Origin of the sequence: Mucilaginibacter sp. UYCu711, from assembly GCF_050433825.1 — a bacterium.
Lineage (GTDB): Bacteria > Bacteroidota > Bacteroidia > Sphingobacteriales > Sphingobacteriaceae > Mucilaginibacter.
This window is the reverse complement of sequence record NZ_JBNPWM010000003.1, coordinates 120,358-143,053: the sequence shown is the minus strand read 5'-3', so window position 1 is coordinate 143,053 and position 22,696 is coordinate 120,358. Positions and strand designations below refer to the sequence as shown.

Here is a 22,696-nt window from a genome sequence, read left to right as displayed (position 1 = left end):
CAAATTTCACTATGGCTAAGTTTATCAAGCATTTGCTATTGGCGGGTACGGCGGCTATCGCTATATCGGCATGTAACCAAACCTCAAAACCCGACGAGAACGACGGCCTGGCTACCTTTAATAAGGACAGCCTGGCTAAGCACATCATCACCCTGGGGTCGGACGAGTATAAGGGCCGCCGCCCGTTTACCGATGGTGAAGTAAAGACCATCGACTATCTCCAAAAAACCTATAAGGGCCTGGGCCTTGAGCCGGGCAACGGCAGCAGCTATTTGCAGGATGTGCCTATGGTGGAGATTAGCCCTAAAGCTGTAACATCACTAAAAGTGCAGGGACCCAAAGGCAGTTTCGAACTAAAAAATATTGAAGACTACGTGGTGTTTACCAAACGCACCGATACCGTACAAACCTTAGCTAATGATGAGCTGGTGTTTGCAGGTTTTGGCGTGGTAGCGCCCGAGTATGCCTGGAATGACTACGCCGGGCTGGATGTAAAAGGCAAAGTAGTAATGGTAATGGTAAACGACCCCGGTTTTGAAACCGGCGACACCACCATGTTTAAAGGCAAAACCATGACCTACTATGGCCGCTGGACCTATAAATACGAAGAGGCTGCCCGCCAGGGTGCCAAAGCCTGTTTGATAGTTCATAGCACAGCCGCGGCGTCTTATCCGTTCCAGGTGGTACAAACCTCAAACGGTGGCGTTAAGCTGCACCTGGATAAAAGCGCCAGCCATGATTATCAACTGGCTATGCAGGGCTGGGTAACGCACCCAAGCGCGGTTAAATTATTACAGGCTGCAGGCAAAGATACCAGCGTACTGCATACCGCGAATACCAAAGGTTTTAAAGGGTTTGATATGGGCCTTAAGGTATCGGCTACCATGAACACTAAGGTGGTGTTCAATAAATCGCATAATGTTATTGCGAAGATAACTGGTACCAAACGCCCTGATGAGTACATCATCTTCACCGCTCACTGGGATCACTTAGGTGTAGGCGCGCCGGATAAAAAAGGCGACACTATTTATAACGGCGCATTGGATAATGCCAGCGGTACGGCGGCCCTTTTAGAAATTGCCAAAGCCTTTAAAAGCATGAAGACCCCGCCCGAAAGAACGGTAGTTTTCCTGTCTGTAACAGCCGAGGAGCAGGGCTTGTTAGGCTCTGAATATTATGGCGAGAACCCGGTTTACCCGTTGGATAAAACCGTAGCCAATATCAACATTGATGGGATAACGGCTTTCGGAAAGACCAAGGATGTGGCTATATCAGGTGAGGGACAATCAGACCTTGAAGACTATCTAAAAGCAGAACTGAAGAAAACCGGCCGCTACCTTGCGCCCGAAGCACACCCGGAAGCGGGCCTGTATTTCCGGTCGGACCACTTTAGCTTTGCTAAGGTAGGCGTGCCGTCTATCACAGTAGACGGTGGTATGGACGATGCCGTTAAAGGCAAAGAATACGGCAAGAAGCTACAGGATGAGTACACCGCCCAGCACTATCACCAGCCATCTGATGAATACGACAAAAGTTGGACACTTGAGGGCGGCTTAGAGGATGTGAAGCTGATTTTCCAGATAGGTAAGCGCCTTGCTTTTGAAAGCACCTTCCCGCAATGGAAAGACGGATCGGAGTTTAAGAAGTTGAGGAAGTAAGAAGTAATGCGTCAATATAATTTCTACACCTATATATTGACCAATTATGAAAGGAAGATTTATATACCGGCGTTACCAATGATTTGGAACGCCGGCTTTATGAACATTATTTTGGTACAGATCAAAAAGGCAGTTTTACAGGTAAGTATAAGTGTTTTTACCTTGTTTGGTTTGAACGATATCAATATATCAATCACGCAATAAGAAGGGAGAAAGAAATTAAAGGTTGGACAAGGGCTAAGAAAAATACTTTGATAGAGATAGATAACCCTAATTGGATTTTCTTAAACAACGAAGTGATGGAATGGCCGCCTATCCCTGATAATAATCCTTAAAAAAGAGTTTTGTCATTCTGAGCATCGCGAAGAATCTGCGAACTTTGCAATCGCCGCTCGGCAGATGCTTCGTTCCTCAGCATGACAAAGGGTAGCTTTTGCTTTTCAATTCTTTTTGTCATTCAGAGCGATAGCGAAGAATCTGTGAACTTTGCAATCGCCGCTCGGCAGATGCTTCGTTCCTCAGCATGACAAAGGGTAGCTTTTGCTTTTCAATTCTTTTGTCATTCAGAGCGATAGCGAAGAATCTGTGAACTTTGCAATCGCCGCCGGGCAGATGCTTCGTTCCTCAGCATGACAAATAGGTTTTGTTTAAGCATTCTTTAATAAATAATCTTTAAATCCCTCAAAATCTTTACCCAATGCAATTGACTGCTTATCACGCAACTGCAACTCTTGCACCTGCGTTGGTACATCAACTTTAGCAGCAATATGCGCCGGGAAAACATCCGGGAACTTGCATGGGTGCGCGGTTGACAGGAAAATTCCGGCGGTGCCGTCAATAGGTACGTCCTGCTGATAATCCTTCAATGCCTGCCAGGCAATAGCGGTGTGTGGGCACGCCACATATTTATCGTGATCGTAAATTGCATTAATGGCAGCTAAGGTTTCCTCATCGTTAAAGCTATAGCCGGTTACAAGTTTGTTAAGCTCGCTCATATCGTCTTTAAACATATCGGCAATACGTACCCAGTTGCTTGGGTTGCCTACATCCATAGCGTTTGATAAGGTTGCAACCGAAGGCTTGGGCTGATATACCCCACTCTTTAAAAACTGCGGAACAGCGTCATTGGCATTAGTAGCCGCTATAAACTGCTGCACCGGCAGGCCCATTTTCCAGGCCAGCAAACCCGCGCCAATATTACCAAAATTACCGCTGGGCACCGAGAATACGATCTTGCTTTTGCCTTGCTTTAAAGCCTGCGCATAAGCATTAAAATAATAGAAAGTCTGCGGTATTAACCTTGCGATGTTGATAGAGTTGGCTGATGTTAAACGGTATTTGGCATTTAGCTCGGCATCAGTAAATGCCTGTTTAACCAGCGCCTGGCAATCATCAAATGTGCCGTCAATTTCCAGCGCGCGGATGTTTTGCCCGTTGGTGGTTAATTGCAGTTCCTGGATCTCGCTCACCTTCCCTTTGGGATAAAGAATAGTAACCCGCGTGTTTGGTACGCCCAAAAAGCCCAAAGCTACCGCGCCGCCGGTATCGCCCGATGTGGCTACCAAAACGTCAAGCTGTTTTTCGCCTTCCTCTAAAAAATAGCTCATTACCCGGCTCATAAAGCGGGCGCCGAAATCCTTAAACGCTAATGATGGTCCGTGAAAAAGCTCCAGCACGTAAACATCGTCTTCCAATTGTACTATCGGCGCGTAAAAGTTGATGGCATCATCAATTATCGCTTTCAGATCATCGGCGGGAATGTCATCACCCAATAAATTTTGCGCAACATGAAAAGCGATTTCGGGCAGGGTATAGCTATCCAGGTTATTGATAAACTTATCCGGTAATATAGGGGTACTAAGTGGCAAATAAAGGCCCTTATCCTGGGGCATACTGTTAAAAACAGCGTCTTTAAAACTTACCCGCGATGCGGTATTGTTGGTACTGTAGAATTTCATTTTAGTCGGATTTAGGGATGTTAATTTTGTTTCATCTTGTTTCAAAATAGGTGTTTCACCCCGCTCATTTAACCTTTTTTGTATTTATTTGATTATCAGTATTTAATAATAAAACCGAACTTAAAAACGATGACTGATAAGTTGTTTCATTTTGTTTCACCTATTTTTTATAATGTTCTTACTTTCAATTTGTTAAGTCGAAATCTTGTTTCACCTGTTTCATTTGCTTCGCAATTTCGTGAAACAAAACAAACTAGCCTATCACCTTGGGTCCCGCATCATTTATCGGCGATACATACCCTTGTGATCCTATCTTAATTCCTGTTAAATGAGCCTGTAATTTCTGAGTGATGGCATGCGCCGTTGCCTCATCGCGGGTAAACGCAAATACAGACGGGCCTGACCCGGAGATACCAAAGCTAACTGCACCCAGCTCCATTGCCATTTCGCGCATTTTGTAAAAGTCGGGTATCAACATAGAACGTACCGGTTCAACCAATACATCCTGCATGCTGCGGCCAATCAGGTCGATATCATTCATAAACAAACCGCTTACCAGCCCCGCAATATTGCCCCATTGGGTCACGGCATCCTTCATGTTTATTTTGTTACGGATGATCTGCCGCGCCTCGCGGGTAGGCACATCAACATCCGGGAACACAATAGCGCAATACAAACCTTTAGGGTGCGGTAAACGCACCACGTCCAACGGCTCATAACTGCGGATCAATACAAAACCGCCAAACAAGGCAGGCGCAACGTTATCCGCATGCCCATGCCCGCAGGCCATTTCCTCGCCTTTCATGGCAAAAGGTAACTGGTGGATCGGGTCGCTGGTATCGCCTAACAAAGTCTTGGCAGCAAATAACCCGGCCACCGTACTGGCCGAGCTTGAGCCCAAGCCGCTGCCTATGGGCATTTTTTTATGTAGTTCGATATCCAAACCTAAGTCGGTACGGCCAATGCTTTCCAGGTAGTGCTTGACACTTACGCTCACCGTATTCTTAGCCGGGTCCATAGGCAGGCGACCGTCATCACCGGTAATTTTGCTGATAGTGATGCCCGGTTTATCGGTAACGCGCATAATCACCTCGTCGCCCGGCGCATTAACCGCGAAACCAAGTACGTCAAATCCGCATACTACATTGGCGACGGTTGCCGGGGCAAAAACCTTAATCGACGAGCCAGAGGCGACGCCCCCCCCGCCCCCTAAAGGGGGGGCTGATGTGGTAGCGGCTTGTATTGATTGTAATTTATTTTCTTCCATTTTATTTTCGAATTATAGTTCCCCGCTTTAGAGGGGTGGGGGGCTTTAGTTACTTCCCACATTAATCAAATCAGCAAATACACCTGCGGCGGTAACCTCGGCGCCTGCGCCGGGGCCCTTTACTACAAGCGGGCGTTCTTTATATCTGTCAGTAGTGAACGATATAATGTTATCACTGCCCGATAGCATATAGAAGGGGTGGTTCTCATCAACCATCTCCAAAGTGATGGACGCTTTACCGTCTTCCAGCTTGCCTATGTAGCGCAATACTTTATTTTCCGCTTCCGCGCGATTCTTAATGTCGGCGAAGAAAGCATCCTCATCTTTTAATGTTTGATAAAAATCGTCAACGCTTGCAGCATCCAAACTGGCTTGTGGTAACATGCTTTGTATCGATACATCAGCGGTTTCTAAAGCATAGCCGGCATCGCGGGCCAGTATCAGCATTTTACGCATAAAGTCGGTACCGCGCAGGTCGTCGCGTGGGTCGGGTTCGGTATAGCCTTTGTCCTGCGCCAGTTTTACAGTATCGTGGAAGTTAGCATCGCCTTTAAAATTGTTAAACAGGAAAGATATCGTGCCAGATAAGATAGCTTCTATCTTTTGCACCCTGTCGCCGCTGTTCATCAGGTCTTTTAAAGTACGGATGATAGGAAGGCCGGCACCCACATTGGTTTCGTAAAAAAAATCTACACCGTGCTGCCGGGCGCTGTCCCTAAAAGTTTTATACTGCTGGTAGCTGCCCGAGTTGCCAATTTTATTGCAAGTAACAATAGATATAGTCGACTTTAATACCTCGTCATAAAACTGGATTGGTACCGGGCTGGCGGTGTTATCAATAAACACGCAGTTGGGCAGGTTCAGGGCTTTCATTTTGGCGATGAACGTTGCCAGGTCGGCCTGCTCGTTTGATTGATCAAGTGTCTCTTCCCAATTATCTAATGAGACCCCATCCTCATTAAAAACCATTTTGCGGGTATTGCTTATACCAACTATTTTAACTTGTATGCCATTGTTGTCCTGTAAGAACGCAGTATGCGCGTTTAGCTGCCTGAATAAAGTTTTACCAATATTGCCGGTACCTAAACAGAAAGCGTGCAGGGTTTTGGTTAGCTGCACAAAAAAGGCATCGTGCACCGCGTTTAAGGCTTTTGCCAGGTCGGTTGCTGATACAATAACAGATATATTATACTCTGACGATCCTTGCGCGATGGCCCTAACGTTAACACCATTACGGCCCAGCGAGTGGAATAACTTGCCCGACACTCCGGGAGTTTCCTTCATATTCTCACCCACAACGGCTAATATGGCCAGATTTTTTTCTATCTCCACATGCTCCAATTTTTTGGCTAAAAGCTCCAATTCGAACTCCTGCTCAATAACCTGGCGGGCACGCTCGGTGTCGCCGGGCGATACGGCGAAGGTTATACTATGCTCTGATGATGACTGGGTGATCAATATTACGTTGATCTGCTCGCGCGCCAGTAGTGAAAACAGCCTGCCGCTAAAGCCGGATTTACCCACCATGCCGCTACCCTCAACATTTAATATGCTGATGTTATTGATAGTAGAGATGCCTTTTATAGGCAGGTTTGACGGTTTACAAACATGCTGTATAATAGTGCCTTCAAACTCGGGCTCAAAAGTGTTTTTAATAACGATAGGGATCTTCTTCAAAAACGCCGGAATCATTGTTGGCGGATAGATAACCTTAGCGCCGAAGTAAGAAAGTTCCATCGCCTCGGTATAAGTCAGCTCGGTTAAGGAGAAGGCTTTTTTTACCATTCGCGGGTCGGCGGTCATCATGCCGTTAACATCGGTCCAGATCTGGATCTCGGATGCATTTAGCGCTGCGCCGAATATTGCGGCTGTATAATCGCTGCCGCCCCGGCCAAGGGTAGTTATCTGGCCCTCATCATTGCTGGCTATGAAGCCGGTAACAAACAAGGTTTTATCTTTATTCTCGCTATACAATCCGCGAATTAATTGTTCTGATAGTTCGGTATTTACTTTGGCTTGCCCAAAAGAGCTGTCAGTTTTTATCACTTCAGAGGCATCAACAAAAACAGCCGGGAAATATTGTGCGGCTATCTTACTGATCATTAGGGTCGAGCAACGTTCGCCATAACTTACAACCAGGTCACGGGTTTTAGGGGTTAACTCGCGCAGCGTTAAAATGCCTTGCAGCAATTCTTCCAGTTGATTAAAGTTGATCTTTAAACGGGTTAGTGCCGGGTTTTGATCGCGGATCTCTAAGAGGCCTTTTACTACGTCGAAATGGCGTTTTTCAAGATCGGACAGTTGCGCAGCAAAATCGTTGCCTTTGGCTGCTTCCTCCGCCATGTTGATAAGCAGGTTGGTTACGCCGCTCATGGCTGATAATACTACTACCGGTTTATCACGGGCGGGTTGTTTAACCTCACCCTTAAGGATGTGTAACAGGGTTTGAATACTTTCGACCGAACCTACGGATGTTCCGCCAAATTTTAGAATTTTCATCGTTATTAGCTTATTTAAAACAGAAGCGCCTTCCTCTGTGTGGAGGAAGGCGCTCATGTGGTTTGTATTTTTATGTTTTACACCATACGATTAGCTTCCTCCGTGGCTTTTGCCGGTGGTTGTAATCGTTGTTGATGTTGTGTTTAACAGTTTCATATAATGTCTGTAAAGTAAGTAGATATTTTTTTAATAAGCAAGGATAAAATAAAAAAAGTGGCTTTGAAGGTAAAAAGGCCTAATTTTACTGCAACTAATGCAGGGACTAATAACAAAATCAACCGGAAGCTGGTACCAGGTGCAAACGCCTGATAAGAAAAGATACGATTGCCGTATAAAAGGCATATTCCGGATTAAAGGGATTACGACCACCAATCCGCTTGCTGTTGGTGATATTGTTGACTTTGATCTGGAACCCGAACAGCAAACCGGGGTTATCACCAACCTGCATCAGCGTAAAAACTATATCATTCGTAAATCCATCAATCTATCAAAACAAGGGCAGATCATTGCCGCTAATTTAGACCAGGCGCTATTGGTAGTTACTTTGGCTTCGCCGAGGACCTCTTTGGGGTTTATAGATCGTTTTTTGGTTACTGCTGAGGCTTATGATATCCCCGCAAAATTAGTCTATAATAAGCTTGACCTTTTTAGCGACGAGGGACTGGAAATATTGGCTGATTATAAATCGGTTTACGAAAACATTGGCTACCCATGCTACGAGGTATCCGCACTTGAAGGTACAAACATGAGCCAGGTACAGGACCTGCTAAAAGATAAAGTAACACTATTCTCGGGCCATTCTGGTGTAGGTAAATCAAGCCTGATCAATGCCCTGCTGCCTGATCTGGAACTGCGCACCAGCGAGGTATCTGAATGGAGCGATAAAGGAACCCACACCACCACCTTTGCCGAAATGTTTGAGCTGCCGCAAGGCGGATTTATTATTGACACCCCTGGTATCCGCGAGTTAGGTGTGATAGATATTGAAAAACAAGAGCTTGGCCGCTACTTCCCGGAGATGAGCTCGCGTATGCACAATTGCCGCTTTAACAATTGCCGCCATATCAACGAACCCGGCTGCGCCGTGCTTGCCGCGTTAGAAGAAGGCGAGATCGAACTATCCCGTTATGAAAGCTATTTGAGCATTTATAATGGGAATGATACAAGGGCGTAACTTATCTGTTTAAGTTGTTAATTCTTACGTCGATAACTTTTTGGGTAGTCAAATTAATATCCACCTGCCAATTAAGATTTTCAGTATCGGCTTCAGCCACGTAATCGTTGTCTACACCTATTAGTTTATTTTCATTCCAAACGAAATTGGTATGTATCACTTTCTCTCCGTCAGGAGTTATATAGCCCACATACTGAGAAAAATAATTTCTTAAGGTATGTGAATTTCTATCAAGAACAGGCGACGGTTTGTAAACATTACCCTTTGATTTGCCATAACCAATAACCTGAGCATAAAGTATTCGATCTATTTTATCGATCTCCTTTCGCGTAGGGGTAAATCTTTTTGAAGGGTTAAAGCCTGATGCATTTATCTTTGAAATGCTGTATTTTTCAGTAAAGATAGCTCCTCTGCGAGCTCCTAAGTGCACGCTTAAATTTGCTGATTTTTTACTCTTTGATATAATTGCCGAACTTTTACAGCCCGTAAAAATCAGTAAAACAATTAAAGGAATTAGTGATGTTGGTTTGAAGGTTTTCATGTAGCCAATTTAATAGTTTTTAGCCCATATACTTTAATTTATGTAATTTAAAACCATGATGTTTATAAGAGGTTACATTTAAAGTAAATTCTATCAATATGAAAAAGTGGATCTTCTTATTGCCCGTGTTGGTTTTAACAATGTTATCATTTTATAAAGCTGAGGGTGTGTGGACACTGGTACAATCAACCTACGCCCCGCCATCGCGTAACGAATGCGGGTTTGTAGCAGTAAACAGCAAGCTATATTTAGTGGGTGGCGACGCGCCTGCAATGCCCATTCAGATTTATGACCCTGCAACGTCAAGCTGGAGCAAAGGTGCAACCGCGCCATCCATCATGCACCACTTTCAGCCGGTGGCTATGGGCGATAAGCTTTATGTGCTGGATGCTTTTTCTGACCGGAATTATCCTAATCAAATACCCTTAGCTAACGCTTATGCATACGATACCCAAGCCGACGTATGGAACCAATTAGCCGGATTGCCCGAAGATCGCAGGCGTGGCGGGGCAGGTGCGGCAACCCATAAAGGCAAGCTTTACCTGGTATGCGGCATATTACACGGGCACAATAATGGCACTAACGGACTGTTTGATGTGTACGACCCGGCAACAAATACCTGGGCTGCTTTACCGGATGCGCCGCATATCCGCGATCATAGTATGGCAGTAGTGGTTAAGGATAAACTATATGCCATAGGCGGGCGCAATACCAGCTTGCACGATGCTAATAATTTCATGTCGTTTTTTGATAAGGTAGTGTTGGAGGTAGATTGCTATGATTTTAAAACAGGTAAGTGGAGTACGCTTACTGCAAAGCTGCCTATGGGCACAGGCGGAGGCAGTTGCGTAAATCTGGATAACAAGATATTTTATATAGGCGGCGAACGCGCTACAGCAACCAAACCAAACGGCCCGCAAACTGATGTATTTTACATGGACCCTGAAGTGGACAAGGAATGGAGAGTTGCCCCAAGCCTTAACAAAGCCCGCAATGGTGTTGGCGGTACGGCGTTAGATCATAAAATATATATTGCAGGCGGGGCGGATAAGGATATTGGGTTAGAGGTTTTTGCGTGGAAATAAATTAATCCCCCAACAAATCCCTTAAATTATCCAGCGTATCAGCCTCTTCTTTTGGTTTATCATGCCGCCATCTTAGTATCCGCGGAAACCTTAATGCAATGCCGGATTTATGCCTTGTAGATCGGTTGATCCCTTCAAATCCTATTTCAAAAACCAGCTCGGGTTTTACGGTGCGTACCGGGCCAAATTTTTCGAGTGTGTTGCGTTTTACAAAATAATCAACCTTATTTATCTCCGCATCGGTAAGGCCCGAGTAGGCTTTGGCAAAGGGCACCAGTTTATCACCATCCCAAACGGCAAAAGTGTAATCGGTATATAGGTCGGCGCGGCGGCCATGACCCTTTTGGGCGTAGATCATTACCGCGTCTACCGATAAGGGATCTATTTTCCATTTCCACCAGTCGCCACGCTTGCGGCCCACCTGGTAGGTGGCGCTTTTGCGTTTAAGCATAATACCCTCGGCAATCATTGCTCTTGATTGTTCGCGCACCGTTGCCAATTCGTCCCAGCTATCAAATTTTATTAAGGCCGATATCCTGAATAACTCCGGAAACTCAGTGCTGCCTTGTAATTTTTCTAAGATTTCCCGTCGCTCGCTTTGTGTTTTGGTACGGATATCTTCACCGGCATATTCCAGGCAATCATAAGCTATCAGGGCAACCGGGCTTTCTTCCAATATTTTTTTGCTGAGATTTTTACGGCCGATGCGGGTTTGTAAAACATTAAAAGACATCGGCATCCCATTTTGAAAACTGAGTATTTCGCCATCCAGCGCCGTTCCGTCCGGCAATGCATTCAAAAACGGGTGTAGTTCAGGGAACTTCTCTGTAGCCAAATCCTCGCCACGACTCCAGATAAAGATCTTGCCATCCCGCTTTATTAGTTGCGCACGAATGCCATCCCATTTCCATTCGGCCTGCCATTCGCTGGCGTCGCCCAGAGCGTTTTTTAGGTCGCCTGCCGATTTTTGTTTTTCCGAGGTCTCTTGTATAGGGTAGGCTAAAAAGAAAGGATATGGGCGCGATATATCGTCCGACGCGCCTTGTTCCTGTACCAGTTGCTCATAGGTATAAGTCTGGGGCATCCAGTTGCCCATTATCCTATGCGTCAGCGTAGCTGCGTCAAGTTTGGTAATATCAGCCAATGCTTTAATAACCAAACTTTGCGATACCCCCACACGGAAGCTGCCGGTTAACAGCTTGTTAAAAACGAAACGTTCCTGCGTATCCAGCATCGCCCATGAATCGATGAGCCAAAGCTTGCGCTCCTCTTCGGTTTTGGCGGCCAGCTCGTTTAGTTCGCCTATCCAATCGGTTAAAGTTTTACTGCTGGTGCCGGTGGTATTTTGTGGCATTAACAGAGCCATCGTTTCGGCAAGGTCGCCAACTACCTGGTAGCTTTCTTCAAACAACCAGATGGGTATGTTAGTGATCGCGGTGGCCCAGGTTCTAACTTGTGTAGCGTTAATAACACGTTTGGGCTTGCGGCCCGTAAACAGTGCCAGCATATGCATTTTATCCGTATCGGGCACACTGTTAAAATAGTCCTTTAATACTTTAACCTTTTCGTTGGTTTTATTGGTTTCATCTAATGACAGGAAGAGTTGGGCAAAAGCTCTCATATGGCAACACCAGCCCCCTCTAAATCTCCCCCGGTAGGGGAGACTTTTTTTCTTATATCACCGTACTCACTAAGCTCCTCCGCTTCCGGGGGAGGTTGGGTGGGGGCTCCTTCATCATCACCATACAAAGTATGCACTTCGTGCGCGTCAAAACCTATTTCATTTAAATAACGGGTAAAGCTGGCGGTATAGCCATGAGTAAGATATACCTTTTCGCAACCGGTAGCGTCAATGGCGCTTACCAGGCCATCCCAATCGGCATGGTCGGATAATATAAACCCCCTGTCGGCTGCGCGCCTTCTTTTCGCTCCGCGGATAGCCATCCAGCCCGAGCAATACCCAAAACTGTAGGGTTGGAACTTGCGCATCCACGGCGTACCTACGGATGATGGCGGAGCGATAATTATGCCTTTACGTACTTCTTCTTTCGGAGTGTCAAGCGTTATTCTTTCGGTCGGGTTTAAAATTACCCCATTACGTCGCAGCGCTTCGTTAGTATTGTCAATTACCCCATGCGTGTATACTTTACCTATGGACAGGTCTAAATTTTGAAGGATGCGTTGCGCTTTACCTAACGAGTAACCCACTATAACCGTAGCCACCCCATTATTGGCATTATTGCGCCACCAGTTGTTTACCTCGTCAAATATCTGTACCTGCGGTTTCCATTGATAAACGGGCATACCGAAGGTGCATTCAGAAATAAAATGATGGCATTTTACCGGCTCGAAAGGAGTAGAGATGCCATCGTCCTCGGTTTTATAATCGCCGGATACTACCCAAACTTCGCCCTGGTATTCTACCCTTATCTGTGCCGAACCAATTACATGCCCAGCAGGGTAAAGCGAGATTGCCACGCCATTTTTCATTACGGTTTCGCCATATTCAATAGTTTGTAATTGGATCTCGCCTAAACGGTAAAGCAATACTTCTTTCGACAGGTGATGGGCCAGGTAATGCTTATGGCCCAAATAGGCATGATCGGCATGGGCATGGGTAATTACGGCATCGTCAACCGGTTTCCAGGGATCAATGTAAAATTTGCCTTTAGCGCAGTATATCCCCCTGTCGGTAAACTCAAGCAACGGTTTCTTAGCCATATAAGTTTAACGCTTGTAAACCCAATTGGTTTTAAACGACAAAATCCCGGCAAGGGCCAGGATTTTGTCGTTATGTTATTAAGATAACTTAGAATTTTTTAGCAGGAACACCAACACGGGTTACTTTATTATCCAGGTTAATATAATCTATCAATATCTGGCCTGCCTCTAATTTCAGCGGGTCAAGATCTTCTTTCTTAGGTTTTGGGTCGCCTTTCTTTAAAGGTTTTAAGCCTAATGAAATGCGAACACTGTTATCACGATCGAGCGTTTTTTGCTCATCCTCGGCGCGTTGTTTTTTTAGCTGCTCCTGGTTAAGGCTTACTGTTTTTTCTTTCTCGGCTTTTTTGAAATCTTCAACTGATTGTACCAGCGCTTTATAACCTGTGTTGGTGCTTACACGCTGATCGTGCATTTTAGTTAGCTGGGGTATAACACCGCTAAAATCGCCAACTTTAACATAATCGCTTTTAGGGATAATGTCAAACGGTAAGGCAGATGGTTCAGTATCCTCACCATATTTATCTAATGGGATCAAAGATGGGAACGAGATATCAGGAATAACACCTTTATGTTGCGTTGAATTACCACTGATGCGGTAAAACTTAGCAATAGTTAAATTTAACTGCCCAAACATGTTTTCGCTACCGGTTGATACTGTTTTAGATTTTGTTAAACCTAATTGCTCGGCAACAGATGGGGTGATGATCTTATCCAGGTCGACTTGATTTTGTACAGTACCTTTACCGTATGATTGTGTGCCTATTATTAAGCCACGGCCATAATCCTGGATAGCACCGGCAAAAATCTCGGAGGCCGACGCGCTGAAACGGTCAATCAACACCGCCATTGGGCCGCTATAAGCTATAGATGGATCTTCGTCTTTCTGTGCATCAATTTCATTACGGGTATCTCTAACTTGTACTACCGGGCCGGTTTTAATAAATAAACCGGTAAGTGATATAGCCTCATCTAACGCACCGCCGCCATTTTGGCGCAGATCAACAACAATACCGTCTACGCCGGCACGTTTAAGCGTGTCAATAACTAAACGCATATCGCGGGTAGTGCTCTGGTAGTTAGGATCGCCGGCGCGGTGTGCAGCAAAATCAGCATAAAAAGCGGGTACGTTAATTACCCCTATTTTATAAGTTTTGCCGTTGTTGTTATAAGTTTTAATTTCCTGCTTAACCAACTGGTCCTTCAAAACAATCTTCTCACGAATGATCTCTACAATTTTAGGCTGATCGGCCGCTGTTTTACCTTGCGGAAGAATTTTTAGCTTAACCAACGTGCCTTTAGTGCCACGGATCAGTTTAATAGCATTATCAATGCGCCAGCCTATTATATCCTGGAACTCGCCGTCTTTGCCTTGTGCAACGGCCAATATCCGGTCTCCAACATTTATCTGGTGGCTTTTATCGGCAGGGCCCCCTGCTACAAGCGATTGAATGCTTATGTATTCGTTTTTAGTTTCTAATGTAGCGCCAATGCCTTGTAATGATCTTGACATCTCCATGTTAAACTGTGCTGCATGGAATGGGTCGAAATAATTAGTGTGCGGATCAATTGCATTGGTGAAATCGTCCATAAAGATCTGGAACACATCGTTTGAGTTTAATTTGTTGTTTTGTACCAGCAAATCCTCGTAACGTTTTTTTAACTTCTCTTTATTCTTAGCCATATCTGTACTGGCTAAGGTTAAATTAAGCATATCATATTTTACGCGTTTGGTCCACTCGGCGTTCATGTCAGCCTCTGTCGCTACCCATGGCAGGTCGGCCCGGTCATAAGTGAATGATTCTTTTTGCGTAAAATCAAAAGTCTTATCTAATTGCGCAATAGAGTATTTAATACGCTCGGTATATCTTTTTTGGAATACATTGAAGATGTAATAAATGTCATTTAAATTGCCATTTTTAATATCGTCAGTAAGCGAATTTTTGTATTTATCGAAATCCTTTATATCCGATGCGATAAGGTAGTTATGTCCTTCGTCCAGGCTTTTTATATAACGATCATATATCACTGCCGATAAGGAATCATTTAACTCAACCTTTTTATAGTTGTATTGCGATATAAACTTGGCTACCGTTTTGCAAATCATACTTTGTTGCTCGGATGGCTCCAGGTTATTTGAACCCGGTACAGTAACAGGTCGGGCGGGTGCTGCTTTACAGGCCAGTGCGGCGCTAATGGCCAGCACAAAATAAAATCTTTTAAACATATCTTTTACTAACGTTAATTCGGGTGTTCTTATTGGGTACATCAATACTTGTGCCTGTTTTTTATTTGTAAAATAAGAGACAGTAAACCACCTCCTATATAGTAAGACTAATAACAAGTAACAATATTACAATAATGTTTTACTGTTTTGCTATTGCGTTAAGTATTTTACGAAATTGTTATAAAACTTGATTTAATTTACAGTGGCCGCGGCTTTATTGGCGTTTGCAACCTCTACCGCATCGGCATAGCGTAAGGCTACTTTGGCGGCAATAAGTTTATTGGTTTGCAGGTATTTTATTTTATTGTCGATTGCTGTAAGATCCGTTAACATGGCTTTTGCTGTGGCTACATCATGTGCTTCCTGCAGATCGACCATTGCGAGCGCGTTCTCGCCAATGGTGGTTTTTATATCGGCTAATATCAATAAGTTGTCTAAAAGATGCCTGGTGTTTTCGGCCTGGCGGGCAATTGCATTACTTTGCAATAAATACCACTTGGCTTCAGAGAACCTGTTTTGCTGTAAATACAATGCAGCCAGGTCGCTAAAGTTATAGCTGGCTAAATTGTAAATCCTAAAGCGCATGTTGTGTTTAGCTTCTTTTAACATGGCCTCTTCGGCAATTTCAAGCTGGTAAACAGAGTGGGTTAATTGCACGGCAGGTAAATTACCGGCTGTGGCACTTAAAGGTATTTTATTTACTATTGAAAATGCAGGGTGTACCGATTCTAATTCGGGTTGGGGGGCTTTAGGCTTGCGACGCCAAAATTGTGCCGACGCTGTTAAACTTAGTATACAAAAAGCCAGAAGGAAAGTAAATCTCATCAAGAGTTTTTCGTGTTTTGGTAATTAAGGTAAATATAACGAAAAGTTTTAATGAATATTATACAAGTATTTTAGGCAATTAATTACACGGCAAATTTAAACTGTACCAGGCAATTGCAGGAAAAATGTTGTACCCACACCCAACTCTGTTTCAAACCATACTTTCCCGCCGGCGTTTTCGATAGAGTTTTTAACAAACGCAAGGCCAAGCCCGGTGCCCGAGCTTTTAGTGGTAAAGTTAGGTTCAAATATTTTTTCGCGTGTGCCCTCGGGTATACCGTTGCCGTTATCTTTAACAGTTAGCAATATATCTTTATCCGTTATTTCGTTATTGATCTCTAATAAGCCAAACCTATCGGCTGGCATGGCTTCGGTAGCATTTTTTAACAGGTTGTTAAAACAGCGTAATATTTGGTCCTTATCGGCATTTACGTAAAATGGCGTGTCGGGCATTTTATAAATAATGTTAAAGTTATCCATCTGCTTAAAAATGGTAACGGCCTGGTTTATCGCATCAAAAATATTAAAGCGTTCCATACGGGTATCCGGCATTTTTGCAAAAGCCGAAAACTCTGAAGCAATTTGCGATAAGCTCTCTATCTGTTCCACAAACGATTTACTGAACCGCTCAAATTTCTGATCGAACTTAGGATCTTTTTCCCGCCAGGATTTCTCTAATAACTGTAAACCAAGTTTTAACGGAGTTAACGGGTTTTTAATTTCATGCGCAACCTGCTTAGCCATCTCGCGCCAGGCGCTTTCCCTTTCAGATTGTGCCAGCCTTGCAGCACTATTCTCCAAAGCGGCTATCATGGTATTATATTCGGTTACCAGGGCACCTATCTCATCATCGCGGTCCCATTTTATAGGTTCGTTCTTTTTGCCATAAATGGTTTTGCTTAAGCTTTGTTGTATAAAGCTTAGCGGGTTAGTTATCTGGCGGGCAATAATTACTGCAAACAAGCCTATAGCTATAAATATCAACGCATAAATATTGATCATTACATTTAATAATGAGCCAATACGTTCTTTATAATCATACTCGTTCGAAAAATAGGGTAGCTGCAAGAAGGCCATTATGTCGCCTTTTGTATTTCGTAAAGGCGCATAAACCGTTTTATAACTAAGGCCGCCTATTACTTCCTCATTTATAATCTCAGACCGCCGCTCGGTATTTAGTTTCAAAAATGCCTTCGCATTCATGTGCCGGGCAATCAGCCCATAATCGTAAATGCGCGGTTGGGTAGTAATTAATAATGATCCATGGCTGTCAAACAAAACCAAGTCTGTCGAATATGATGTGGCCAGAGCATCAAAAGCTATTTGGCTCTGCTCTGTAATATTGGTCATGGATTTATCAAACAGTCCATTTTCAAACACATCGGTTATTTTAATGATCTTATCGCGGATCATTTTTTCCTGCTGGGTTTGATACTGGGCAGTTATTGATACATAAGTTATTATACCAACTAATATTAAGGTAACAACTACAGCAAACACCATCGAAAACTGGATGCGTGTTTTATACAGTATTTTATCGAGCGTTATTTTTATTCCCCACTTAATCTTGTTGTTGGTTATGGTTAATATTTTAATACGCAACCATGCCCAGCTTGCTGCAAGTGTTATCACACTAAAAGCCAGCAACACTACAAAAAAGAAAGTTACCGAAGTGATGTTGTAAAAAATGGTATTTTCCTGCTTGCTTATTACTATTTGGTTACGCTCTGTAGGTTTATAAATTAAATGGCTGTAGGCTGCAAAAGGGCTGTACCAGGCCGCGTTATCTACCGCTACCCTTTTAAAAACATACGTTTTTAAAGGGTATTTAACTTTTTCGTCGCGCGTTAGCTTGTAAACAAACTCGCCGCTTTGCGCTAACAGTTTATCATCCGAGTAAAAGGCATAAGAATAGTCTTTAAAATCATCATCATCCGTTGCTTGCCTGTCAACCAATAGTTCAGGGAAATAACTTGAGGTTTTAAGCGCTTTGGATTTTAGCTCGATAACAATTGAGCCCAGGTTTTTATCTTTTTGAATAACAGGGAGTATGGCAAAATAATTTTGGAACCCAAACGACTCGTTCTCGCGGTAAAAATAGCTTGATACTTTGATGGAGCTATAAAGCACCATATCCTTAAAAACATCCAATTGGTAATTTTTGTCCTCCGAAAGCGGCCGTCCCGCAGCATCAAATTCATGGATTTTAAAATCGTATTTTGACAGGTAGCTATCAAAATAAAGTTTCTGGAAACGGTTTTCAAGGTAATCGTTATTGTGCAGGGTGTCGCTAAAATAGCGGATGATAATAGGATCGGTAGTTATGCGCTTCTCTATTTTTTTAAACAGGTACTCGGCTGTCGCATCATTAGGATTCTCCAGTTTTTTTACCAGTGCCTTACGGGTTTGATGTTCTTTATTCTCTTCAAAGTGAGTAAGATTTACCGACGAAATTACTGCGCAAATAAACAGCACCGCCGCAAACGTAAACGTGGTGATTCTGCCGTTTTTATAGCGGTAAGCGTACCCGCGAATAATTACTATAACCGACCATAACAGGTAAAATGCAATAAATTCGTGTCGGTAAAAACTATAATAAATTGTGGTTAGCAAAATGCCCGTACCCAATAATATAAGCTGGTGTTTTGGTGGTACAGGCAGCCGGATGCAAATAGTTAAGAAAACCTCATTGAGCAGATAAAATATAAAGAAACTAAAGCATAGCATTAATATACCGCAGTAACTATATACAGACAGACTTAACACATCATCTACATCAAAATTGATATTTGACCGAACTACTAAGCCGTAAAATACTTTTAGCAGCTCGGTTGATATGACTATAAGTACCAGAATACAGCCTCCAACTACAACATAGCCTAACGCTTTGCCGGGTCTATATCTTATTAATTTAAACCGTTGACGATAAAGGTAGGCGGTTAACCAGCTAAGCATCAGTATGTTTATACAAAGGTCGCCCAATGATGGGAAAACTTTGTTGGTGGTATATAGCTTAGGGTTAAAAATTTCGAGCTTATAGGTAAAATTTGGCCAGCTATATTCCAGGTTAACAAACCTTACCCCAACTATAAATAAAGCCAGCAAAAAAAACGACAGTAAAAGGTGCCCTTTATTGGCCAGGTAAAAACAAATATTTTGTACAAGTATGCATATTACAATAAAGGTTAACAGCCATATAACCAGCTCGAAATAAAAGAACCGGTAATTAACCTCGTTATGGATTTCCTTAACAGCAAAAAGATAAACACCCGTAAGGCTATGTATGGCATAGGTGTTTCCATCCATAAAGTCTGCAATATTAATATTATTGTCTTTTAGCAGATCTGTAGAAAATGTGTTTTGCAGGTAGTGGTTTTGAACCGTGTAATTTATTTTTACCGGGATGAGAAAGATAACAGAAAAATCACCCTCGCTTTTTTTAATTACTTCGTAATAGCCATTAGGTGCTTCGGGTGGTTTAATAAACGAGTAGCCGTCTTTGATGGGGCGGTTGGGGATATAGGTAATATCGCTCCAATAGGTAAGTTTATTCCCTTTAAATGTTAGTACAATAATGTTGCGGTCTGTAGTGAATTCCTGCAGGCATTTCAAACCATCCTCGCTGTTGTTGCTCAGGTTTTTAAACCTGTTAAACCCTGCAGGTGTATTTATGGCCTGGTTTATATAACCTTCTTTTTTATAAAGATTATCCTCCAGCATTTTTGCCGTCTGCGTTAAGTTAATGGCAGACGTGTAAGTAGACCGCACAATAATTGCCGTTAACAACAAGCTGGCACCCAATAATGCCAGCATTAAACGTATTTTTCCTGCGTAACTCAAAGGTTGTAAATAGACTTATGTAAACTTACAATAAAAAAAAGCCGCTTTAGTTTGCGGCTTATAAAATTATTGTTGAAATGAGGCACTTGCTGTAGGCATTGCCCGGTCTACTTTTTTAACCAGGCCCTGCAAAACGTTACCAGGCCCTACTTCTGTAAATGACGTAGCGCCATCTTCCAGCATATGCATCACTGTTTGCGTCCATCTAACCGGTCCGGTAAGCTGGGCTATTAAGTTATGTTTGATCTGCTCCGGATCAGTGTATGGCTTAGCATCAATATTTTGGTAGATACGGCAAATAGGCTGGTTAATGGTAGTGTTTACAATTGCATGCTGCAACTCAACCCTTGCAGCCTCCATTAATGGCGAATGGAACGCCCCGCCTACATTCAGTTTTAACGCTCTTTTAGCGCCGGCAGCAGTCATTAATTCGCAGGCTTTATCAATACCTGATATGGTACCCGATATCACCAGCTGGCCCGGGCAGTTATAATTTGCCGGTACAACTACATCGCTTATGCGCTGGCAAATATCCTCGACGGTAAAATCATCCAAACCCAAAATAGCCGCCATGGTTGATGGCTGGATCTCGCAGGCTTTTTGCATGGCGTTGGCACGTGCCGCAACCAGGCGCAACCCATCCTCGAACGACAATGCGCCTGCAGCTGTTAGTGCCGAAAACTCGCCTAACGAGTGCCCCGCAGCCATATCAGGCGCAAAATCAGGTAATACTTTAGCTAATATAACCGAGTGTAAAAATATGGCCGGTTGCGTAACATTGGTTTGTTTAAGGTCCTCATCGGTACCGTCAAACATAATATCAGTAATGCGGAAACCTAAGATCTGGTTAGCCTGCTCAGATAGCTCGCGTGCTTTTTCTGATTGCTCATACAGGTCCTTACCCATACCTACAAACTGTGCCCCTTGTCCTGGAAAAATGTATGCTTTCATTAGTTAGTTTAATGGTTTATTAAGTTGATTGAGTGGGTAGTTGCCACGCAAATTTAGAAATTTAGTTTGTTGATAGATTGATCAAATTACCTGGCCTTGCAACCACTCACTTAATCAACAACTCACCCACTTAACTAAGTTTTGACGAAATTAAGTGCAAAAACTCTGCCCTTGTTTTTTCGTGATAAAACCCGCCCGAAAAGGCTGATGTTGTAGTAACTGAGTTTTGTTTTTGTACACCACGCATGCACATGCAAAGGTGGCGGCACTCAATAACCACACCTACACCAATAGGCTGTAGTGCTTCCTGGATGCAATCGCGGATCTCGTTAGTTAAACGTTCCTGTACCTGCAGGCGGCGTGCATAGGCATCAACCACGCGCGGTATTTTGCTTAGCCCCACTACATGCCCGTTAGGGATATAGGCGATATGCGCTTTGCCAAAAAATGGCAGCATGTGGTGCTCGCACATCGAGTATACTTCAATGTCCTTAACAACCACCATCTGGCTATATTCTTCTTTAAATAAAGCCGAGTTTAATATTTCTTTCGGATTTAAGTCGTAACCATGGGTCAGGTACAGCATGGCTTTGGCAATCCGTTCGGGTGTTTTTAGCAGTCCCTCACGCTCCGGGTTTTCGCCCAATTGCTTTAATACTTGTTTATAATGGCCCGATAAGCTTTCAATCAATTCGGGGTTATAGCGGTCAACTTTTTCGTAGCCGTTAATATCGTCGTTCCTGTCCGGAAGGTTGTCGTCGTCGTAAATCATTGTGCAGGTTTAGTCGCCAAAATACTCGGCCGAGTTATTTTCGGTTTCATGTAAACGTACCGAGTGTAAAAATACACCTTCGTAAGCTTCTATCGGGGCTTTTAGCTGGTTGAATATTTCAATGCAAAGCAATTCGGTCGATGCCATTTTACCTTTCATGAAATCAACATCAAGGTTAATGTTTTTATGATCAAGCTTCTCAATAACATAATCGTTAATGATCACTTTCAACTCTTTCAAATCAATTAAATAACCTGTTGCATGGGTAATCTCTCCTTTTACAGTTACAAAAAGGTTATAATTATGCCCGTGCCAGTTTGGGTTGGCACATTTGCCAAACACTTCAGCATTTTTTTCGGCGCTCCACTCATCACGGTACATTTTATGTGCTGCATTAAAATGTTCCTTGCGTGTTATGTGTATCATCATAATATTTAATGGGTGCAAATATACAAAACAATTATAAGGGCGTTTGTTTATCTTAGTTGAATAAACAAAATGACATGCGGATATTAATTGTTGCTGCTACCCAGGGCGAAGTTCAACCAATGATGGATGCATTGGGTATGCAAAAGTCAGACGAGGCGGATAACCTATTTGTTCCACGCCATATATCGGTGGCTAACTGCTCGGTGTTAATAACCGGAGCTGGCATGGTGCCAACAGCGTTTGCGCTGGGCAAGCATTTGCCCCACAATGTATACAACCTGGTGATTAACCTAGGCGTGGGCGGCGCGTTCGATCGGAGTTTCCCGCTTGGCGAAGTATACGAAATAACCAAAGACACCTTTGCCGAACTGGGTGCCGAAGATGACACCCGCTTTATCAGTATTGAACGATTGGGCCTTGGCGCCGGTATTTTTAATCCAACCAGCAACCTTAGTCATTTTACAGCTATTAATCCCCCAAAGGCAACAGCTATTACTGTAAATACGGTACATGGCAATGATGCAAGTATTGCCGGGATAGTCAGTCGCTTTAATCCCCAAATAGAAAGCATGGAAGGCGCCGCGTTTTTTTATGCCTGCCGCGAACTGAAGGTGCCTTGTGTACAGATCAGGGCAGTGTCAAATTATGTAGAAAAACGTAACCGCGACAACTGGCAAATAGGGCTTGCTGTTAAAAATCTGAATACCTTTGCGCTGGACTTGATAAAGGAGCTTTAAAGGTTGTACGTT

The 22,696-nt window shown here is 43.5% G+C and carries 17 protein-coding genes; 5 read left to right on the top strand and 12 right to left on the bottom strand.

Features of this window, described 5'->3' with window-relative positions:
• Nucleotides 1-11: 11 nt before the first annotated feature.
• The gene (locus tag ABIB50_RS07915) at nucleotides 12-1,658 is read left to right on the top strand and encodes a M28 family metallopeptidase (RefSeq protein WP_429378719.1); all 1,647 of its coding nucleotides are present in this window, start codon (nucleotides 12-14) and stop codon (nucleotides 1,656-1,658) included.
• An 83-nt stretch (nucleotides 1,659-1,741) separates the two neighbouring features.
• Nucleotides 1,742-1,993: a GIY-YIG nuclease family protein gene (locus tag ABIB50_RS07910; protein WP_429378717.1), complete on the top strand. Its 252-nt coding sequence runs from the start codon at nucleotides 1,742-1,744 to the stop codon at nucleotides 1,991-1,993.
• Between the two features lie 312 nt (nucleotides 1,994-2,305).
• Here the strand turns inward: ABIB50_RS07910 and thrC are convergent, their stop codons facing one another.
• The 3 genes from thrC to thrA form a co-directional block, all read right to left on the bottom strand.
• Nucleotides 2,306-3,616 carry a threonine synthase gene (thrC, locus tag ABIB50_RS07905; protein ID WP_429378716.1) on the bottom strand — a complete coding sequence of 437 codons (1,311 nt, stop codon included), beginning with the start codon at nucleotides 3,614-3,616 and terminating at the stop codon, nucleotides 2,306-2,308.
• Between the two features lie 253 nt (nucleotides 3,617-3,869).
• A complete protein-coding gene (locus ABIB50_RS07900) occupies nucleotides 3,870-4,883 on the bottom strand; it encodes a homoserine kinase (protein WP_429378714.1) in 1,014 nt (337 codons plus the stop codon).
• A 45-nt stretch (nucleotides 4,884-4,928) separates the two neighbouring features.
• Nucleotides 4,929-7,382, bottom strand: coding sequence for a bifunctional aspartate kinase/homoserine dehydrogenase I (gene thrA, locus ABIB50_RS07895; protein WP_429378713.1), 2,454 nt, complete (start codon nucleotides 7,380-7,382; stop codon nucleotides 4,929-4,931).
• A gap of 253 nt (nucleotides 7,383-7,635) precedes the next feature.
• Here thrA and rsgA point away from each other — a divergent pair, with 253 nt between their 5' ends.
• Entirely contained in the window at nucleotides 7,636-8,556 is a 921-nt protein-coding gene (gene rsgA / locus ABIB50_RS07890) for a ribosome small subunit-dependent GTPase A (RefSeq protein WP_429378712.1), read from the top strand.
• A 1-nt stretch (nucleotide 8,557) separates the two neighbouring features.
• Here rsgA and ABIB50_RS07885 read toward each other — a convergent pair whose 3' ends face one another.
• Nucleotides 8,558-9,097 carry a hypothetical protein gene (locus tag ABIB50_RS07885; RefSeq protein ID WP_429378710.1) on the bottom strand — a complete coding sequence of 180 codons (540 nt, stop codon included), beginning with the start codon at nucleotides 9,095-9,097 and terminating at the stop codon, nucleotides 8,558-8,560.
• A gap of 98 nt (nucleotides 9,098-9,195) precedes the next feature.
• Between ABIB50_RS07885 and ABIB50_RS07880 the strand changes: the two genes are divergently transcribed.
• Nucleotides 9,196-10,182, top strand: coding sequence for a Kelch repeat-containing protein (locus ABIB50_RS07880; RefSeq protein ID WP_429378708.1), 987 nt, complete (start codon nucleotides 9,196-9,198; stop codon nucleotides 10,180-10,182).
• Between the two features lies 1 nt (nucleotide 10,183).
• Here the strand turns inward: ABIB50_RS07880 and ABIB50_RS07875 are convergent, their stop codons facing one another.
• From ABIB50_RS07875 to ABIB50_RS07840, 8 genes are all read right to left on the bottom strand, one after another.
• On the bottom strand, nucleotides 10,184-11,803 hold the full coding sequence (locus ABIB50_RS07875) for an ATP-dependent DNA ligase (RefSeq protein WP_429378706.1): 1,620 nt from the start codon (nucleotides 11,801-11,803) through the stop codon (nucleotides 10,184-10,186).
• Nucleotides 11,800-12,903, bottom strand: coding sequence for a ligase-associated DNA damage response exonuclease (locus tag ABIB50_RS07870; RefSeq protein WP_429378704.1), 1,104 nt, complete (start codon nucleotides 12,901-12,903; stop codon nucleotides 11,800-11,802). Before ABIB50_RS07870 ends, ABIB50_RS07875 begins: the two co-directional genes overlap by 4 nt.
• 88 nt (nucleotides 12,904-12,991) lie before the next feature.
• On the bottom strand, nucleotides 12,992-15,172 hold the full coding sequence (locus tag ABIB50_RS07865; protein WP_429378702.1) for a carboxy terminal-processing peptidase: 2,181 nt from the start codon (nucleotides 15,170-15,172) through the stop codon (nucleotides 12,992-12,994).
• Nucleotides 15,173-15,322: 150 nt separating this feature from the next.
• Nucleotides 15,323-15,955: a hypothetical protein gene (locus tag ABIB50_RS07860; RefSeq protein WP_429378701.1), complete on the bottom strand. Its 633-nt coding sequence runs from the start codon at nucleotides 15,953-15,955 to the stop codon at nucleotides 15,323-15,325.
• Between the two features lie 96 nt (nucleotides 15,956-16,051).
• Nucleotides 16,052-19,795, bottom strand: a complete 3,744-nt coding sequence (locus ABIB50_RS07855; RefSeq protein ID WP_429378699.1) for an ATP-binding protein — start codon at nucleotides 19,793-19,795, stop codon at nucleotides 16,052-16,054.
• A 66-nt stretch (nucleotides 19,796-19,861) separates the two neighbouring features.
• Nucleotides 19,862-20,746 carry an ACP S-malonyltransferase gene (fabD, locus tag ABIB50_RS07850; protein WP_429378698.1) on the bottom strand — a complete coding sequence of 295 codons (885 nt, stop codon included), beginning with the start codon at nucleotides 20,744-20,746 and terminating at the stop codon, nucleotides 19,862-19,864.
• 130 nt (nucleotides 20,747-20,876) lie between these two features.
• Nucleotides 20,877-21,518: a GTP cyclohydrolase I FolE gene (folE, locus tag ABIB50_RS07845; RefSeq protein ID WP_429378696.1), complete on the bottom strand. Its 642-nt coding sequence runs from the start codon at nucleotides 21,516-21,518 to the stop codon at nucleotides 20,877-20,879.
• A gap of 9 nt (nucleotides 21,519-21,527) precedes the next feature.
• Entirely contained in the window at nucleotides 21,528-21,944 is a 417-nt protein-coding gene (locus ABIB50_RS07840; protein ID WP_429379241.1) for a 6-pyruvoyl trahydropterin synthase family protein, read from the bottom strand.
• A 77-nt stretch (nucleotides 21,945-22,021) separates the two neighbouring features.
• On the opposite strand from ABIB50_RS07840, the gene mqnB reads away from it, so the two are divergent.
• Complete coding sequence (mqnB, locus tag ABIB50_RS07835; protein WP_429378695.1) at nucleotides 22,022-22,684, top strand: futalosine hydrolase; 663 nt, start codon at nucleotides 22,022-22,024, stop codon at nucleotides 22,682-22,684.
• Nucleotides 22,685-22,696: the final 12 nt, after the last annotated feature.

Excerpts from the sequence above, each read along its gene's own strand:
- ABIB50_RS07915 (WP_429378719.1), top strand. The coding sequence starts at position 12 with ATGGCTAAGTTTATCAAGCATTTGCTATTGGCGGGTACGGCGGCTATC.
- thrC (WP_429378716.1), bottom strand. The coding sequence starts at position 3,616 with ATGAAATTCTACAGTACCAACAATACCGCATCGCGGGTAAGTTTTAAA.
- ABIB50_RS07900 (WP_429378714.1), bottom strand. The coding sequence starts at position 4,883 with ATGGAAGAAAATAAATTACAATCAATACAAGCCGCTACCACATCAGCC.
- thrA (WP_429378713.1), bottom strand. The coding sequence starts at position 7,382 with ATGAAAATTCTAAAATTTGGCGGAACATCCGTAGGTTCGGTCGAAAGT.
- rsgA (WP_429378712.1), top strand. The coding sequence starts at position 7,636 with ATGCAGGGACTAATAACAAAATCAACCGGAAGCTGGTACCAGGTGCAA.
- ABIB50_RS07885 (WP_429378710.1), bottom strand. The coding sequence starts at position 9,097 with ATGAAAACCTTCAAACCAACATCACTAATTCCTTTAATTGTTTTACTG.
- ABIB50_RS07880 (WP_429378708.1), top strand. The coding sequence starts at position 9,196 with ATGAAAAAGTGGATCTTCTTATTGCCCGTGTTGGTTTTAACAATGTTA.
- ABIB50_RS07875 (WP_429378706.1), bottom strand. The coding sequence starts at position 11,803 with ATGAGAGCTTTTGCCCAACTCTTCCTGTCATTAGATGAAACCAATAAA.
- ABIB50_RS07870 (WP_429378704.1), bottom strand. The coding sequence starts at position 12,903 with ATGGCTAAGAAACCGTTGCTTGAGTTTACCGACAGGGGGATATACTGC.
- ABIB50_RS07865 (WP_429378702.1), bottom strand. The coding sequence starts at position 15,172 with ATGTACCCAATAAGAACACCCGAATTAACGTTAGTAAAAGATATGTTT.
- ABIB50_RS07860 (WP_429378701.1), bottom strand. The coding sequence starts at position 15,955 with ATGAGATTTACTTTCCTTCTGGCTTTTTGTATACTAAGTTTAACAGCG.
- fabD (WP_429378698.1), bottom strand. The coding sequence starts at position 20,746 with ATGAAAGCATACATTTTTCCAGGACAAGGGGCACAGTTTGTAGGTATG.
- folE (WP_429378696.1), bottom strand. The coding sequence starts at position 21,518 with ATGATTTACGACGACGACAACCTTCCGGACAGGAACGACGATATTAAC.
- ABIB50_RS07840 (WP_429379241.1), bottom strand. The coding sequence starts at position 21,944 with ATGATACACATAACACGCAAGGAACATTTTAATGCAGCACATAAAATG.
- mqnB (WP_429378695.1), top strand. The coding sequence starts at position 22,022 with ATGCGGATATTAATTGTTGCTGCTACCCAGGGCGAAGTTCAACCAATG.